Source organism: Herbaspirillum sp. NPDC101397 (assembly GCF_044767325.1).
Taxonomy (GTDB): Bacteria; Pseudomonadota; Gammaproteobacteria; order Burkholderiales; family Burkholderiaceae_D; genus Herbaspirillum.
The window spans coordinates 228619-242910 of record NZ_JBIWNS010000006.1 but is presented as its reverse complement, the minus strand read 5'-3'; the positions used below and the strand labels follow the sequence as shown (position 1 = coordinate 242910).

Sequence of the window (14292 nt, the reverse complement as noted above, 5' to 3'; positions counted from 1 at the left end):
AATCATGCCTCAAACAGACTGGAAACCGGACGTCCCGCTGGAAGAACGCAAGCGCAAGCTGCTGGCGGAAGGCGCGCTGTTCCGCATCGGCATCATGCAGTCGCGCGGCACCGTGCGCGCCAACCTGAACGCCGAATCGCTGGCCAAGGGTGCTTTCAACCGCATCGTCGGCGCGGTGTCTTCCACCTTCAGCGGCGCCTTGTCGGGCAAAGGGAACAGCAATCTGCAGTCGCTGTCGCCGCTGCTGATCGGTGGCATCTCGCTGCTGTCCAAGCGCTACTTGCGCAAGCCGCTGCTGTACGGTGCGGTGATCAGCGCGGGTGGAGCTTTCGCGTATTACCTGACGCGCCGCAAGGATCGCCAACAGAGCGTCGATGCGGGCGTTGACGCTGACGAAGCCTCCACGCCTGACGGCGAATAGCGCCGCAGTCGGATCCAACACCATGCCCGCTGTTCAGCGGTGCATTGGAATCACACGAATAAAGGAAATCATCATGCGTAAATTAACTCTCGGCGCGCTGGCGCTGACTCTGGCAGCAACCGGCTGTGCAGACATGACCGCGACCCAACGCGGCACGGCTACGGGCGCCGGCGTCGGCGCAGGCGTGGGCGGTATTCTCGGTGCTGCAACGGGCGGTGGCGGTGGTGGCCGTACGGCCGCCGGTGCAGCGATCGGCGCAGGCCTCGGTGCAGTCATCGGCAATGTCTGGTCGAATCGCATGGAAAACCAGAAGCGCGCCATGGAGCAGGCTACCCAAGGCACCGGCGTGCAAGTCACGCAGACTCAGGATAACCGGTTGAAGCTCGAGATTCCGAGCGATATCTCCTTCAATACCGGCCGCGCCGATATCCAGCCGAACTTCCGTGCCGTGCTGGATAAATTCGCCGCCACGCTCAACGAAAACCAGGCTACCACGGTGAACATCATCGGCCATACCGACAGCACCGGCAGCGACGCCGTCAACAATCCGCTGTCGATGGAGCGCGCAGCCCGGACACGCGATTACCTGACCGCGCGCGGCGTTTCGCCGGGCCGTTTCCACATCGACGGCCGTGGTTCGCATGAGCCGCTGGTGGACAACAACACTGAAGCGAATCGCGCCAGAAACCGTCGCGTTGAAATCTTCGTGGCGGAGCCGCAGCAGCGCTGATCCGGATTTGTCGTGGCAATAAAAAAGCCCCGCGATGCGGGGCTTTTTTATGGGCGGGCGTTGCCGGATATTCTCGATACCGGCGACGCCAGTCCCAGATTGATTACTTCTTTTCTGCCGGGGCGGCAGCAGCCGGAGCAGCGGCGTCGGCCGGTGCAGCAGGTGCAGCCGCAGGAGCCTTCACTTCCGGTTCCTTGAACTTGGCGCCGGACTGGTTGGCCATGTAGACCACGGTGCGGGCGATTTCCACGTCGTCCAGATCAGGATTGCCACCTTTCGGAGGCATGGCGTTCAGGCCGTTGATGGCGTGCGCCAGCAGTTTGTCGTAGCCTTCGCCGATGCGTGCTTTCCAGGCGGCAGGATCGCCCACCTTCGGTGCACCGGCGATGCCGGCGCCGTGGCAGGCTGCGCAGGTGGACTTGAAGACTTCTTCGCCACTCAGCAATTGCTTGGGTGCGTTGGAATCACGGAAGGTAAAGCCTTCGGAGGCAACCGGCTTGATGCGCGCGGCGATCATTTCAGGGGTCTGGCCGGCGGAACCGGCGCCGGTGGTCTGGCCGTTGGTGACGTACTCTACCAGCAGCACGATACAGATGATGGGGATAATAAAGCCTGCCAATACAGCGGCAATCAACTGTTTCGGCGTTTTGATTGCGGATTCGTGGTGTTCGTTATGTGCGTCGCTCATAGTTCCCTCAGTGCAATATTCTTCGAAAGCGTTGACCCGATTTTTTGAAAAATCGGTGTTTATTACTGTTTAGAGAAGCGCTGTCTCGCCCAACCTTAGATTATAGACACAATGTAATTCATTGGGAACGGAAAATAGTTGCCCGCCGTGGACGGGACGGGGGAAAAACTGTATCCTTCATCCCTCTTCGACGTTCGTCCCAAAGCGGCTGTAGCTCAGTGGATAGAGTATTGGCCTCCGAAGCCAAGGGTCGTGGGTTCGATCCCCGCCAGCCGCACCATATTTGCCGTTCCTCGATTCATCCCAGTCCCGCCGTGGTTTTTGTGCATTTTTGCCCATCCGGATCGCGTTTTTGTCAGTGCGGTGACAGCATTCCCGAAGTTTGTTTGGTTGTAGTTTGCATTACCTTGCAGGTAATCGCCGATCGCCCGATTTTGGCTCACAATGCAGCTGTATGTTAAAGCCGACAACTGACCTGCAACTTGACGATATAACACTGTAATCGTGCGTTAAAAGTTTGACGGATTCGGACGCAAGCCTTTATAATCGCCGGGCTTCTAAACCGCCGTCTGCTCATAATGAGTGCGGCCTGCACGATATTGGATATATATGCTGCGCATCATCCTTTTGCAGCTTGTGGCCATGGTCGTCGCTGCATGTATTGCTGGTTTGCTGGGCGGGGTATCTGCGTTGTGGTCTGCATTGCTGGGCGGGATGTGTTGCTTCATTCCCAACGGCCTGTTCGCCCTCCGTCTCTATACAAGTACTCGCAAGCCCGGTGGGGCTGACCCGATGACGTTTTTGTTCGGGGAATTTATCAAGATTGCTACGACTCTTGCGCTCATGGGCGCAGTTGTTTGGTTGTATCGCGGTGTGAACTGGCTCGCATTTGTGCTGAGCTTCATCGTGGTGCTTAAAAGTTACTTAATTTTACTGTTTAGACATCGACCATGACTGCTGCTGCGCACGCACCTACTGCTTCAGAATACATCGTCCACCATCTCGGACATTTCTCTTCGCAACACCAAGACAAGATCGTCGATTTCTCGATCATCAACATGGATACCATCTTCTGGTCGGTGTTCTGTGGCGTGGTCGGCTGCCTGTTCATGTACCTGGCAGCGCGCAAGGCCACTTCGGGCGTGCCGGGCCGTTTCCAGGCGTTCGTCGAAATGGTGGTCGAAATGGTCGAAGACCAATCGAAGGCCATCGTCCACGGCGATCGTACTTTCATCGCACCGCTGGCGCTGACCGTGTTCGTCTGGGTCGCCTTGATGAACTCGCTGGACTTCCTGCCTGTCGATCTGGTGTCGGGCATCATGCGCCTGGCCGGCCTGGAAGAAATCCATCACCGCATCGTTCCTACCGCCGACCTGAACGGCACACTGGGCATCGCCCTGGGCGTGCTGGCGCTGATGCTGTACTACAGCTTCAAGATCAAGGGCGCGGGCGGCTTCATCCATGAACTGTTTGCGGCGCCGTTCGGCATCTGGCTGGCGCCTTTCAATCTGCTGTTGAATATCATTGAATTTGCTGCAAAGACCGTGTCGCTGGGCATGCGGTTGTTCGGCAACATGTATGCGGGTGAGCTGTTGTTCTTGCTGATCGCATTGCTGGGTTCGGCTGCTACGGCGTTCGGCTTTGTCGGCCACGTCATCGCAGGTTCGATCTGGGCAATTTTCCACATCCTGATCGTGTTGCTGCAAGCATTCATTTTCATGATGTTGACACTGGTTTACCTCGGCCAGGCGCATGAGGCGCACTAACAAGGCTGCTGTACGGTTTTAGCTTTTTGGTTTGTTTTTTGATTTTCGTATTAACTTTAACTTTCTAAGGAATTGTCATGACTGATGTCTCTTTCGTTGCTTTGGCTTGCGGTTTGATCATTGGCCTGGGTGCTATCGGTGCTTGTATCGGTATCGCAATCATGGGCGGTAAGTACCTCGAAGCATCTGCACGTCAGCCAGAACTGATGAACACACTGCAAACCAAGATGTTCCTGCTGGCCGGTCTGATCGACGCTGCGTTCCTGATCGGTGTTGGTATCGCCATGTTGTTCGCATTTGCAAATCCGTTCATCGCGAAGTAATTCGGGCGGCATAGCCGATTCTCACTTTTGCCGGATTGACTGATCCGGCACACGATATTCTGAGAAGGAAATTACCGTGAACTTAAATGCAACATTGTTTGCGCAGTTCGTGGTCTTCTTCATCCTCGCCGGCTTTACGATGAAATTCGTTTGGCCGCCGTTGATCAAGGCGCTCGACGAGCGTGCGAAGAAGATTGCGGACGGCTTGGCTGCGGCTGACCGCGGCAAGGCTGACCTGGCGGCTGCTGAAAAGCGCGTTCAGGCAGAACTGTCGACAGCACGCGACGAAGGCCAGAAGCGTATTGGCGACGCTGAAAAGCGTGCTCAGCTGATTATCGAAGAAGCGAAGAAAACCGCTTCCGAAGAAGCAGCGCGCATCATCGCCAACGCCAAGGCGGATGCAGAGCAGCAAGTGACCAAAGCGCGTGAAGATCTGCGTGGCGAAGTAGCGACCCTCGCGGTCAAGGGCGCCGAACAGATTCTGAAGCGTGAAGTCAATGCAGCGGCGCATGCCGACTTGCTGACCCAACTGAAGACAGAGCTGTAATATGGCCGAACTCGCAACGATCGCTCGCCCTTACGCAGAAGCCCTGTTTCGTGTAGCCAAAGCCGGCAGTTTGTCGGCTTGGGCTGATCTTGTTTCCGAGATGGCGCAAGCTGCAGCGCACCATGATGTGAAAGACATGGCTCAAAATCCGGCACTGACGGATGAGCAAGTCGTCTCCACGTTTTCGTCCGTTCTGAAAACACCATTGAGCGTCGAAGCGAAGAACTTCGTCAGTACGCTGGTGCAGAACGGCCGTCTGACGCTGTTGCCTGAAATTGCCGCCCAATTCCATACGCTGAAAAACGCACAGGAAGGCGCCGCTGATGCCGAAATCACCAGCGCGTTCGAATTGTCCGATGCGCAGTTGAAGGATGTGGTCGCCACGCTGGAAAAGAAATTCGGTCGCAAGCTGACGCCAACCGTCAAGGTGGACAATGCTTTGATCGGCGGCGTGCGTGTGGTTGTCGGTGACGAAGTGTTCGATACCTCGGTGCGCGCGAAGCTGCAACAGTTACATGTTGCCTTGGCTGCATAAAACCTGGGCCTTGGCGTAAGAGCCTAAGCGATAGAAAAATTTTTAGGAGTTAGTATGCAACTCAACGCATCTGAAATCAGCGAGCTGATCAAGAGCCGGATTCAAGGCCTTGGCGATACCGCTGAGATTCGCAATCAAGGCACGGTTATTTCCGTGTCCGACGGTATCTGCCGTATCCATGGTCTGTCTGACGTGATGCAAGGTGAGATGCTGGAATTCCCGGGCAACACTTTCGGCCTGGCGCTGAATCTCGAGCGCGATTCCGTTGGCGCCGTTATTCTGGGTGACTTCGAACACATTTCCGAAGGCGATACAGTCAAATGTACCGGCCGTATCCTGGAAGTGCCGATTGGTCCGGAACTGCGCGGCCGTGTAGTCAATGCACTGGGCCAGCCTATCGATGGCAAGGGTCCGGTCAACACCAAGCTGACAGCCCCGATTGAAAAGATCGCGCCAGGCGTTATTGCCCGCCAATCCGTTTCGCAGCCAATGCAGACCGGCATCAAGTCGATCGACGCGATGGTGCCGATCGGCCGCGGTCAACGCGAACTGATCATCGGCGACCGTCAAACCGGCAAGACTGCTGTTGCGATTGATGCGATCATCAATCAAAAGGGCCAGGACGTGACATGTATCTATGTCGCGATCGGTCAAAAAGCATCGTCGATCAAGAACATCGTGCGCTCGCTGGAAACACACGGCGCCATGGAGTACACCATCGTTGTTACCGCATCGGCTTCCGAGTCGGCTTCGATGCAATACCTGTCGGCCTACTCCGGCTGCGCAATGGGCGAATACTTCCGTGACCGTGGTCAAGATGCGCTGATCGTGTATGACGATCTGTCCAAGCAAGCTGTTGCATACCGTCAGGTATCCCTGCTGCTGCGCCGCCCACCAGGCCGTGAAGCTTATCCTGGCGACGTGTTCTACCTCCACAGCCGTTTGCTGGAGCGCGCAGCACGCGTGAACGAAAAGTACGTCGAAGATTTCACCAAGGGTGAAGTCAAGGGCAAGACCGGTTCGCTGACTGCACTGCCTATCATTGAAACGCAAGCAGGCGACGTTTCCGCCTTCGTTCCGACCAACGTGATTTCGATCACCGACGGTCAGATCTTCCTGGAAACATCGTTGTTCAACGCTGGTATCCGTCCTGCGATCAACGCCGGTATTTCGGTGTCGCGCGTCGGTGGTGCTGCTCAGACCAAGGTCATCAAGAGCCTGTCCGGCGGTATCCGTACCGACTTGGCGCAGTATCGTGAACTGGCTGCGTTCGCGCAGTTTGCTTCCGACCTCGACGAAGCGACCCGCAAGCAACTGGACCGCGGCGCACGCGTTACCGAACTGTTGAAGCAAGCGCAATACTCGCCGTTGTCGATCTCGCTGATGGCTGTGACGTTGTTCGCCGTCAACAAGGGTTTCCTGGACAGCATCGAAGTCAAGCAGGTACTGCCGTTCGAAAGCGGTCTGCACAATTTCATGAAGACCAGCCACGCGCCTTTGCTGCAAAAGATCGAAGAAACCAAGCAAATCGACAAAGATGGTGAAGCTGCATTGTCTGCTGCCGTTGCTGATTTCAAAAAATCGTTCGTAGCTTAATTTAACTGGAGCACGGAATGGCTACAGGTAAAGAGATACGCAGCAAGATCAAGAGCGTAGAAAATACGAAGAAGATCACCAAGGCGATGGAAATGGTTGCTGCCTCCAAAATGCGCAAAGCGCAGGACCGGATGCGTGCGGCACGTCCCTACAGTGAAAAGATTCGTAATATCGCGTCTAACTTGTCGCAAGCCAATCCAGAGTACACGCACCCGTTCATGGTTAAGCAGGACAACTCCAAGAACGTTGGTTTCATCGTCGTCACCACAGACAAAGGTCTGTGTGGCGGCATGAATACCAACTCCTTGCGTTTGCTGACCGCGAAACTGCGTGAGCTGGAAGGACAAGGAAACAAGGTTCAGGCAGTAGCGATCGGCAACAAGGGTCTGGGTTTCCTCAACCGGATCGGCGCCAACGTCGTTGCGCATGCCGTGCAAATGGGTGACACGCCACATCTGGACAAGCTGATCGGGCCAGTGAAAGTACTGCTCGATGCTTACCAGGAAGGTCGCCTCGACGCCGTTTATCTGGTGTACACCAAGTTCATCAACACGATGAAGCAAGAGCCGATGCTGCAGCAATTGCTGCCGTTGTCAGCTGATCGTCTTGAGGCTGATCGTAAAGCTGCTGATGCAGCAGGTTCGCATTCCTGGGACTATATTTACGAGCCGGATGTGCAAAGCGTCATCGATGAATTGCTGGTGCGTTATGTGGAAGCGCTGATTTATCAGGCTGTCGCAGAAAACATGGCGTCCGAGCAATCGGCGCGGATGGTGGCGATGAAGTCGGCTAGCGACAACGCAGGTAACGTGATCGGCGAATTGAAACTGGTTTACAACAAGACTCGTCAAGCTGCGATTACCAAAGAACTCTCGGAAATCGTTGCCGGTGCGGCTGCGGTGTAACGCGCAAACTGCGCTTAACAGAACTTAATTTTATATTATTGAAGGAACGAAAATGGCTGATGGCAAAATCGTTCAGTGTATCGGCGCTGTGGTGGACGTTGAATTCCCACGTGACGCGATGCCTAAGATTTACGACGCCTTGAAGATGGATGGCTCGGAACTGACGCTGGAAGTACAACAACAGCTGGGCGACGGCGTAGTCCGTACCATTGCGCTGGGTACATCCGACGGTTTGCGCCGCGGCATGGCAATCAAGAACACAGGCCAGCCAATCATGGTGCCGACCGGTAAAGCAACACTGGGTCGTATCATGGACGTGCTGGGCAACCCGATCGATGAATGCGGTCCGGTGAGCCACGCAACGACGGCCTCGATTCACCGCAAGGCTCCTGCGTACGACGAACTGTCGCCGTCGCAAGAACTGCTGGAAACCGGCATCAAGGTTATCGACCTGGTGTGCCCGTTTGCCAAGGGCGGTAAAGTCGGTCTGTTCGGCGGCGCGGGTGTGGGCAAGACCGTGAACATGATGGAACTGATCAACAACATCGCCAAGGCGCACAGCGGCTTGTCCGTGTTCGCCGGTGTTGGTGAGCGTACCCGTGAAGGTAACGACTTCTACCACGAAATGGCCGACGCCAAGGTTGTGGATCTGGAAACTCCGGAGAACTCCAAGGTCGCCATGGTCTACGGTCAGATGAACGAACCGCCGGGCAACCGTCTGCGCGTGGCGCTGACCGGTCTGACGATCGCTGAAGGCTTCCGTGACGAAGGCAAGGACGTGCTGTTCTTCGTCGACAATATCTACCGTTACACACTGGCCGGTACTGAAGTTTCCGCGCTGTTGGGCCGTATGCCTTCCGCCGTGGGTTACCAGCCTACGCTGGCTTCGGAAATGGGCCAACTGCAAGAGCGTATTACTTCGACCAAGACTGGTTCGATCACATCGATCCAGGCCGTCTACGTTCCAGCGGATGACTTGACCGACCCGTCGCCTGCAACCACGTTTGCCCACTTGGACTCGACCGTCGTTCTGTCGCGTGACATCGCTTCGCTGGGTATCTACCCTGCGGTCGATCCACTGGACTCGACATCGCGCCAGCTGGACCCGCAAGTCGTCGGCCAGGAGCACTACGAAACAGCCCGCGCTGTTCAAGGCATCCTGCAACGCTACAAGGAATTGCGCGACATCATCGCGATTCTGGGTATGGACGAACTGGCTCCGGAAGACAAGCTCCTCGTTGCTCGCGCACGTAAGATGCAGCGTTTCCTGTCGCAACCGTTCCACGTTGCTGAAGTGTTTACCGGTTCGCCAGGTAAATACGTTTCGCTGAAAGACACGATCAAGGGTTTCAAGATGATCGCGAGCGGCGAACTCGATCACCTGCCGGAACAAGCGTTCTACATGGTTGGCACGATCGAAGAAGCAATCGAAAAGGCCAAGAAGATCAACTAAGATCTCTTGATTCTCGCGAAGCCGTTATTGCCTGAAGTCCGGGCAAGACGGCTGACCGGATAGGAAACGATATGGCACATACTATTCACGTTGACGTAGTCTCCGCCGAAGAAGAAATTTTCTCCGGCGAGGCGGAATTCGTCGTGTTGCCGGGTGAATCGGGTGAGCTGGGGATTTATCCTCGCCACACTCCCTTGATCACGCGCATCAAGCCAGGTGCAGTACGCATCAAGATTCCTGGCCAGGCGCAAGAAGAGTTCGTATTCGTCGCCGGTGGTTTGCTGGAAGTGCAGCCAGACACCGTGACCGTTCTGGCCGACACCGCGATCCGCGGCTCGGATCTGGACGAAGCCAAGGCCAGCACCGCGAAGAAACTCGCGGAAGAAGCCCTGGCGAATCGTGACTCCCAAATCGATTACGCAGCTGCACAAGCCGAACTGGCGACGGCAGTGGCGCAATTGGCCGCGATCGCGAAACTGCGTCAGAAGCGTTAATTACCCGCGCTCTGCAGCAACGGCGTCATCAGCATCATTAAAAAAGGCAGCTTCGGCTGCCTTTTTTATTGCCTGCGATCTTGGCGGTGGCGGTGTTCAGGATGCTGCTGCGATGTCGGCACGCGACGCCCTGACACCCGATCGGTTAAAGTGAACGTTCGTGAATAGTCGCCGACGTCGCCTCGGGCAGGCGTCGGCAGTTCTTTGATACAGGAGTTTGCCTTATGAGCGCCAAGCCAGTCATCGCCGTCGTCGGCCTGTCCAATCGCCCCGACCGTCCCAGCTACGATGTCACCGCCTACATGCAACGCCAGGGCTATCGCATCGTCGCCGTCAATCCCATGTACGCCGGTGAGCAGATACTCGGCGAGCATTGCTATGCCAGCCTGACCGACGCCGCGCAGGCGCTGGACGGCCAGGTCAGGATCGACATAGTGGATTGCTTCCGCAAGTCGGCGGATATCCCACCTGTGGTTGACGAAGCCATCGCCATCGGTGCCACCTGTGTCTGGATGCAGCAGGGTATCGTCAATGATGTGGCCGCAGCCAAGGCCGAAGCCGCCGGCCTGAAAGTCATCATGGATCGCTGCATCAAGGTCGATCACGCCATGGGAATTACCCACGGCGTGCTGTAGTCCAATCGCTTTCATTGCGCCGGAAGGCACACAGGAGATCGTCACGATGGGTATAGGTATACGCGAACAATTCCGCGCCACCAAAAAGCAGGAAATCAAGGACGAAAACGCCGGCGCCAAACCGCTCTCAAGCGGTGACAAGGCCGCCGACAAATTGCAGGTCCAGACACTGGCGGCGCAGATCGCCGAGCAACAGGCAATGCTGTTCGCGCAGCATGAGCGCAAAGTACTGGTGGTGCTGCAAGGCATGGACACCAGCGGCAAGGACGGCACCGTGGCCGGTGTATTCGGTGGCGTCAATCCGCAAGGCCTGCGCATCGTCAGCTACAAGGCGCCGAGCCAACCCGAGCTGCAGCGCGACTATCTGTGGCGCATCCATCAGCAGGTGCCGGCAAAAGGTGAACTGGCCATCTTCAATCGCAGCCACTACGAAGACGTATTGATCACGCGCGTACACGAGTGGATCGACGCGGCCGAGTGCAAGCGCCGCTACACCCAGATCAACGACTTTGAGCGCATGCTCGCGGAAACCGGAACGGTGGTGCTCAAGTTCTTTCTGCACATCTCGAAGGACGAACAGCGTGCGCGCCTGCAGGAGCGCGTAGACGATCCGACCAAGCATTGGAAGTTCGAGCTGCAGGATCTGGAGGAGCGCAAGAGCTGGGATGACTACCAGAAGGTCTACAGCCAGGCGATCCAGGCCACCGATGCCGATCATGCGCCGTGGTACGTGATCCCGTCCGACTCCAAGACGCATCGCAACCTGGCCATTGCGGGCGTGGTGCTGGAGACCTTGCAGGCGATGAAACTGGCCTTCCCGCCGGCCAAGAAGGAACTCGCCGGCCTCAAGGTGAAATAAATGCGGCGCTGGCTGCCAGAACTGCTCGCCTTGCCGCTGTTGCCCTGGCTGCTGGTGCAAGGCAAGCGCACGCGCCGCATCACACCGCGCCTTCCTGAAGCGGATGGGGCGCGTGAAGGTTTATGCACGCCGCCCGACGTCAGCAGCGCCGTTCCGGTCGTTCTCATTGCCATCGGTGAGTCGCCGGTAGCCGGGGTGGGCGTAGAGCATCAGGAAGAAGCCATTACCGCGCAGTTTGCGCAGGAGCTGGCCGTTGCGCTGAAGCGGCCGGTCCGGTGGCGCGCCTTCGGCAAGAATGGCGCCACAGTCGCGGATGCCTGTCATGAAGTCCTGCCGCAGCTCCAACAATTGCCGATGCCGCAGGCCGGCGAAATGCGTATCGTGCTGATCGCCTTCGGCGTCAACGACAGCACCGCCTTCCACAGCAGCAGCCGTTACCACCGCGATCTAGCTGCGTTGGCGCGCGCATTGCAGCAGCAACTGTCGCCGACCTTGCTGCTGATTTCCGGCGCACCGCCGCTGCATCTGTTTCCCGCTCTGCCGCAACCCTTGCGCCATGTGCTCGGCATGAAGGCCGCGGCACTCAGCCGCGCCGCGCAGCAATTGGCAACGGAGTTGCCGCAAGCGATTTACGTGCCGGTGCGCAGCGATGCCCGCGAACGCAGCCTGATGGCGCATGACGGCTATCATCCATCCGCTGCCGGTGCGCGTGTCTGGGCGCAGCAACTGGCGCACGCCGCCGTCGAAGGCTTGCGCGGACTGAAATAAAAACGCCCGCATCATCGGCGGGCGTCGTACGGCGAAAACTTCTCAACGCATCAATGCAGCCACTTGTTGAGCACGCGGTCGTAGTCGCCGGTGGCTTTCTGCAAATGCATCCAGGCATCCACGTATTCCTTGAAGGCGACATCTGCGCGCGGGAGCATGAAGGCCTTTTCCGAGAATTGCAAAGGCTGGTCCGGATGCACCGGGCACAACTCCGGATGCTGCTTGGCCTGCCACAGGGTTTCGCTGGCGTCGGTGACCATGATGTCGGCCTTGCCGTCGATGATCTGCTGGAAGATCGTGACGTTGTCCGGATGCAGGATCAGCTGTGCCCGCTTGTAATTGGCGCGCGCAAAGCGCTCATTGGTGCCGCCCGGATTGAAGATGGCGCGCGTGGTCGGCTGGTCGATCATGTCCAGCGTCTGGAACTTGGCGACGTCGGCGCAGCGCACGATCGGCGATTTGCCGTCGACCATGTGCGAGACCGCAAACGCTGCTTTCTTTTGGCGATCCAGCGTCACGGAGACGCCGCCCATGGCGATGTCGCATTTGGCCAGGAAGTCGGTCATCAGGTTGGTCCAGGTGGTCTTGACCAGCTGCACTTCGACGCCCAACGACTTGGCCAGCGATTGCGCCAGGTCGACGTCCATGCCTTCAAAGGTGTTGTCGGTCTTGAAATAGGTAAACGGCTTGTAGTCGCCGGTCATGCACACGCGCAACTTGCCGGACTGGATCACCTCGTCCAGGCGGCTGCTTTCGGCGGCGCCGGCGGTCTGCATTGCCAAGCCGGCGCAGAGTAGCGAGAGCGGCAACAGCCACGTTTTGAGGTATTTTTTGAGGTATTTTTTGAGGTATTTCGTCATATCGTCTCCGGATTATTTTTGTGAAGCAAAGACGATATCACCAGCAGCCCCGGGCATCAATCGCGCGCGGTTGTTTTGCGGTTTGGATGAGATAATAGAAGATTGCCGATGCGGCCAACATGAAGTCCCATTGCTCCAGATCGCCACATGTCTCAATTGTCCAAATCTCAATTTGCTCCGCTCAAGAACGACACCTTCCTGCGCGCCTTGCTGCGCCAGCCGACCGATTACACGCCGTTGTGGCTGATGCGCCAGGCTGGTCGCTACCTGCCCGAATACCGCGCCACGCGCGCGCGCGCCGGTTCCTTCCTGGGCCTGGCCAAGAATCCCGATTACGCCACTGAAGTCACGCTGCAGCCGCTCGAGCGCTATCCGCTGGACGCCGCAATCCTGTTCTCCGACATCCTGACCGTGCCGGATGCGATGGGCCTGGGCCTGTTCTTCGCCGACGGCGAGGGACCGAAGTTCGAGCGCCCGCTGCGCGACGAAAAAGCCGTGCTGGCACTGCAGGCACCGCAACTGGACAGCCTGCAATACGTGTTCGACGCCGTCACCCAGATCCGCACCGAGCTGGACGGCCGCGTGCCGCTGATCGGCTTCTCGGGCAGCCCGTGGACGCTGGCCTGCTACATGGTGGAAGGCGGCGGCTCCGACGACTTCCGCACCGTCAAGACCATGCTGTACGACCGTCCCGACCTGATGCACCACATCCTCAGGACCAATGCCGCCGCTGTCGCCGCTTACCTGAATGCACAGATCGACGCCGGCGCCCAGGCCGTGATGATTTTCGATACCTGGGGCGGTGCGCTGGCCGATGGCGTGTACCAGGCGTTTTCGCTGCACTACATGCGCGAAGTCATGCGCCAGCTCAAGCGCGACAAGGACGGCGTCAAGATTCCCGCAATCGTCTTCACCAAGGGCGGCGGATTGTGGCTGGAACAGATCGCCGACATCGGCGCCGACGCTGTCGGGCTGGACTGGACCGTCAACCTGGCCGATGCGCGTCGCCGTGTCGGCGACAAGGTGGCGCTGCAGGGCAACCTTGATCCCAATGTGCTGTTTGCCGGTCCGGCGCAGATCGAGGCTGAAGTGCGCAAATTGCTGGAATCCTTCGGCAAGCCCGAAGCCGGCGCAGGTCACGTGTTCAACCTCGGTCACGGCATTTCCCAGTTCACTCCGCCTGAGTCGGTCACGGTGCTGGTGGAGGCGGTCCACGGCATCAGCCGGGAACTGCGCGGCTGATCCTGAGCGCGGCTTGAATCGTTAAGCCGCTGAAAACAAACACATACTCTTCAGCATGCGATGCGGTGCACATTGTGCCCGTACGCATGCGCAGTTATGCACACGAACGGGGCTTTCCTTAGTGGGAATCATTCATATCCATATTTGTAAAGCGATGGATTCTTGAATTTTGCAAGTTATTGATTTTTAAGGATTTTGCTTCGTGCGCGGGATTTGTGCAAACTATCGAGACCCGCATGAAACATGGGTTTCGGGGCTGTCAAGAGGGAGTTACCCACAAAGTTATCCACAGGAATTGTGGATAGTTGAAAAAGCACTTATGAAACCGTGAGTTACATGCTTTTTTAACGTTTTACTTTAGAAACCGGGGCGGAATCCTACGTTCCTGTCAGAGGCATCCCGACAAAATTTGCTTGACAGAAAGTAGTGCGAACAATCTCGCGGCGATACCTTTTCGGTGCGAAAAAGCA

The 14292-nt window shown here is 57.3% G+C and carries 17 protein-coding genes and 1 tRNA gene; 16 read left to right on the top strand and 2 right to left on the bottom strand.

Going from position 1 to position 14292, the window contains the following annotated elements; translation table 11 throughout:
• Positions 1 to 4: 4 nt before the first annotated feature.
• Together ACIROW_RS16230 and ACIROW_RS16225 are read left to right on the top strand one after the other, a co-directional pair.
• Positions 5 to 421 carry a hypothetical protein gene (locus ACIROW_RS16230; RefSeq protein ID WP_402277361.1) on the top strand — a complete coding sequence of 139 codons (417 nt, stop codon included), beginning with the start codon at positions 5 to 7 and terminating at the stop codon, positions 419 to 421.
• 73 nt (positions 422 to 494) lie between these two features.
• Positions 495 to 1151, top strand: coding sequence for an OmpA family protein (locus ACIROW_RS16225; protein WP_116434470.1), 657 nt, complete (start codon positions 495 to 497; stop codon positions 1149 to 1151).
• Between the two features lie 103 nt (positions 1152 to 1254).
• Here the strand turns inward: ACIROW_RS16225 and ACIROW_RS16220 are convergent, their stop codons facing one another.
• Positions 1255 to 1839 (bottom strand): cytochrome c5 family protein, encoded by a 585-nt coding sequence (locus ACIROW_RS16220; protein WP_116434469.1) that lies wholly within the window; start codon positions 1837 to 1839, stop codon positions 1255 to 1257.
• Positions 1840 to 2043: 204 nt separating this feature from the next.
• Here ACIROW_RS16220 and ACIROW_RS16215 point away from each other — a divergent pair.
• From ACIROW_RS16215 to ACIROW_RS16155, 13 genes are all read left to right on the top strand, one after another.
• A tRNA-Arg gene (locus tag ACIROW_RS16215) sits at positions 2044 to 2119 on the top strand.
• Positions 2120 to 2448: 329 nt separating this feature from the next.
• On the top strand, positions 2449 to 2793 hold the full coding sequence (locus ACIROW_RS16210; RefSeq protein ID WP_116434468.1) for an ATP synthase subunit I: 345 nt from the start codon (positions 2449 to 2451) through the stop codon (positions 2791 to 2793).
• Positions 2790 to 3605 (top strand): F0F1 ATP synthase subunit A, encoded by an 816-nt coding sequence (gene atpB / locus ACIROW_RS16205; RefSeq protein ID WP_016835152.1) that lies wholly within the window; start codon positions 2790 to 2792, stop codon positions 3603 to 3605. The genes ACIROW_RS16210 and atpB overlap by 4 nt, the downstream gene beginning before the upstream one ends.
• A gap of 77 nt (positions 3606 to 3682) precedes the next feature.
• Positions 3683 to 3928 (top strand): F0F1 ATP synthase subunit C, encoded by a 246-nt coding sequence (gene atpE / locus ACIROW_RS16200; protein ID WP_006461334.1) that lies wholly within the window; start codon positions 3683 to 3685, stop codon positions 3926 to 3928.
• Between the two features lie 76 nt (positions 3929 to 4004).
• Complete coding sequence (locus ACIROW_RS16195) at positions 4005 to 4475, top strand: F0F1 ATP synthase subunit B (RefSeq protein ID WP_116434466.1); 471 nt, start codon at positions 4005 to 4007, stop codon at positions 4473 to 4475.
• Between the two features lies 1 nt (position 4476).
• Positions 4477 to 5010, top strand: coding sequence for a F0F1 ATP synthase subunit delta (locus tag ACIROW_RS16190; RefSeq protein ID WP_402277357.1), 534 nt, complete (start codon positions 4477 to 4479; stop codon positions 5008 to 5010).
• A 54-nt stretch (positions 5011 to 5064) separates the two neighbouring features.
• Positions 5065 to 6606 carry a F0F1 ATP synthase subunit alpha gene (gene atpA, locus ACIROW_RS16185; RefSeq protein ID WP_402277356.1) on the top strand — a complete coding sequence of 514 codons (1542 nt, stop codon included), beginning with the start codon at positions 5065 to 5067 and terminating at the stop codon, positions 6604 to 6606.
• Positions 6607 to 6623: 17 nt separating this feature from the next.
• Positions 6624 to 7511: a F0F1 ATP synthase subunit gamma gene (atpG, locus tag ACIROW_RS16180; protein WP_116434464.1), complete on the top strand. Its 888-nt coding sequence runs from the start codon at positions 6624 to 6626 to the stop codon at positions 7509 to 7511.
• 52 nt (positions 7512 to 7563) lie between these two features.
• Positions 7564 to 8964 carry a F0F1 ATP synthase subunit beta gene (gene atpD, locus ACIROW_RS16175; protein ID WP_016835147.1) on the top strand — a complete coding sequence of 467 codons (1401 nt, stop codon included), beginning with the start codon at positions 7564 to 7566 and terminating at the stop codon, positions 8962 to 8964.
• A 71-nt stretch (positions 8965 to 9035) separates the two neighbouring features.
• Positions 9036 to 9458 carry a F0F1 ATP synthase subunit epsilon gene (locus tag ACIROW_RS16170; protein ID WP_402277353.1) on the top strand — a complete coding sequence of 141 codons (423 nt, stop codon included), beginning with the start codon at positions 9036 to 9038 and terminating at the stop codon, positions 9456 to 9458.
• 224 nt (positions 9459 to 9682) lie between these two features.
• The gene (locus tag ACIROW_RS16165; RefSeq protein ID WP_402277351.1) at positions 9683 to 10093 is read left to right on the top strand and encodes a CoA-binding protein; all 411 of its coding nucleotides are present in this window, start codon (positions 9683 to 9685) and stop codon (positions 10091 to 10093) included.
• Between the two features lie 46 nt (positions 10094 to 10139).
• Complete coding sequence (locus tag ACIROW_RS16160) at positions 10140 to 10952, top strand: PPK2 family polyphosphate kinase (RefSeq protein WP_402277349.1); 813 nt, start codon at positions 10140 to 10142, stop codon at positions 10950 to 10952.
• Positions 10953 to 11720 (top strand): SGNH/GDSL hydrolase family protein, encoded by a 768-nt coding sequence (locus tag ACIROW_RS16155; RefSeq protein ID WP_402277347.1) that lies wholly within the window; start codon positions 10953 to 10955, stop codon positions 11718 to 11720.
• Positions 11721 to 11770: 50 nt separating this feature from the next.
• On the opposite strand, the gene ACIROW_RS16150 is transcribed toward ACIROW_RS16155, so the two are convergent.
• The gene (locus ACIROW_RS16150; protein ID WP_402277345.1) at positions 11771 to 12580 is read right to left on the bottom strand and encodes a transporter substrate-binding domain-containing protein; all 810 of its coding nucleotides are present in this window, start codon (positions 12578 to 12580) and stop codon (positions 11771 to 11773) included.
• A 147-nt stretch (positions 12581 to 12727) separates the two neighbouring features.
• Here ACIROW_RS16150 and hemE point away from each other — a divergent pair, with 147 nt between their 5' ends.
• Positions 12728 to 13822: a uroporphyrinogen decarboxylase gene (gene hemE / locus ACIROW_RS16145; RefSeq protein ID WP_402277344.1), complete on the top strand. Its 1095-nt coding sequence runs from the start codon at positions 12728 to 12730 to the stop codon at positions 13820 to 13822.
• Positions 13823 to 14292 lie beyond the last annotated feature (470 nt).

Excerpts from the sequence above, each read along its gene's own strand:
- ACIROW_RS16230 (WP_402277361.1), top strand. The coding sequence starts at position 5 with ATGCCTCAAACAGACTGGAAACCGGACGTCCCGCTGGAAGAACGCAAG.
- ACIROW_RS16225 (WP_116434470.1), top strand. The coding sequence starts at position 495 with ATGCGTAAATTAACTCTCGGCGCGCTGGCGCTGACTCTGGCAGCAACC.
- ACIROW_RS16220 (WP_116434469.1), bottom strand. The coding sequence starts at position 1,839 with ATGAGCGACGCACATAACGAACACCACGAATCCGCAATCAAAACGCCG.
- ACIROW_RS16210 (WP_116434468.1), top strand. The coding sequence starts at position 2,449 with ATGCTGCGCATCATCCTTTTGCAGCTTGTGGCCATGGTCGTCGCTGCA.
- atpB (WP_016835152.1), top strand. The coding sequence starts at position 2,790 with ATGACTGCTGCTGCGCACGCACCTACTGCTTCAGAATACATCGTCCAC.
- atpE (WP_006461334.1), top strand. The coding sequence starts at position 3,683 with ATGACTGATGTCTCTTTCGTTGCTTTGGCTTGCGGTTTGATCATTGGC.
- ACIROW_RS16190 (WP_402277357.1), top strand. The coding sequence starts at position 4,477 with ATGGCCGAACTCGCAACGATCGCTCGCCCTTACGCAGAAGCCCTGTTT.
- atpA (WP_402277356.1), top strand. The coding sequence starts at position 5,065 with ATGCAACTCAACGCATCTGAAATCAGCGAGCTGATCAAGAGCCGGATT.
- atpG (WP_116434464.1), top strand. The coding sequence starts at position 6,624 with ATGGCTACAGGTAAAGAGATACGCAGCAAGATCAAGAGCGTAGAAAAT.
- atpD (WP_016835147.1), top strand. The coding sequence starts at position 7,564 with ATGGCTGATGGCAAAATCGTTCAGTGTATCGGCGCTGTGGTGGACGTT.
- ACIROW_RS16170 (WP_402277353.1), top strand. The coding sequence starts at position 9,036 with ATGGCACATACTATTCACGTTGACGTAGTCTCCGCCGAAGAAGAAATT.
- ACIROW_RS16165 (WP_402277351.1), top strand. The coding sequence starts at position 9,683 with ATGAGCGCCAAGCCAGTCATCGCCGTCGTCGGCCTGTCCAATCGCCCC.
- ACIROW_RS16160 (WP_402277349.1), top strand. The coding sequence starts at position 10,140 with ATGGGTATAGGTATACGCGAACAATTCCGCGCCACCAAAAAGCAGGAA.
- ACIROW_RS16155 (WP_402277347.1), top strand. The coding sequence starts at position 10,953 with ATGCGGCGCTGGCTGCCAGAACTGCTCGCCTTGCCGCTGTTGCCCTGG.
- ACIROW_RS16150 (WP_402277345.1), bottom strand. The coding sequence starts at position 12,580 with ATGACGAAATACCTCAAAAAATACCTCAAAAAATACCTCAAAACGTGG.
- hemE (WP_402277344.1), top strand. The coding sequence starts at position 12,728 with ATGTCTCAATTGTCCAAATCTCAATTTGCTCCGCTCAAGAACGACACC.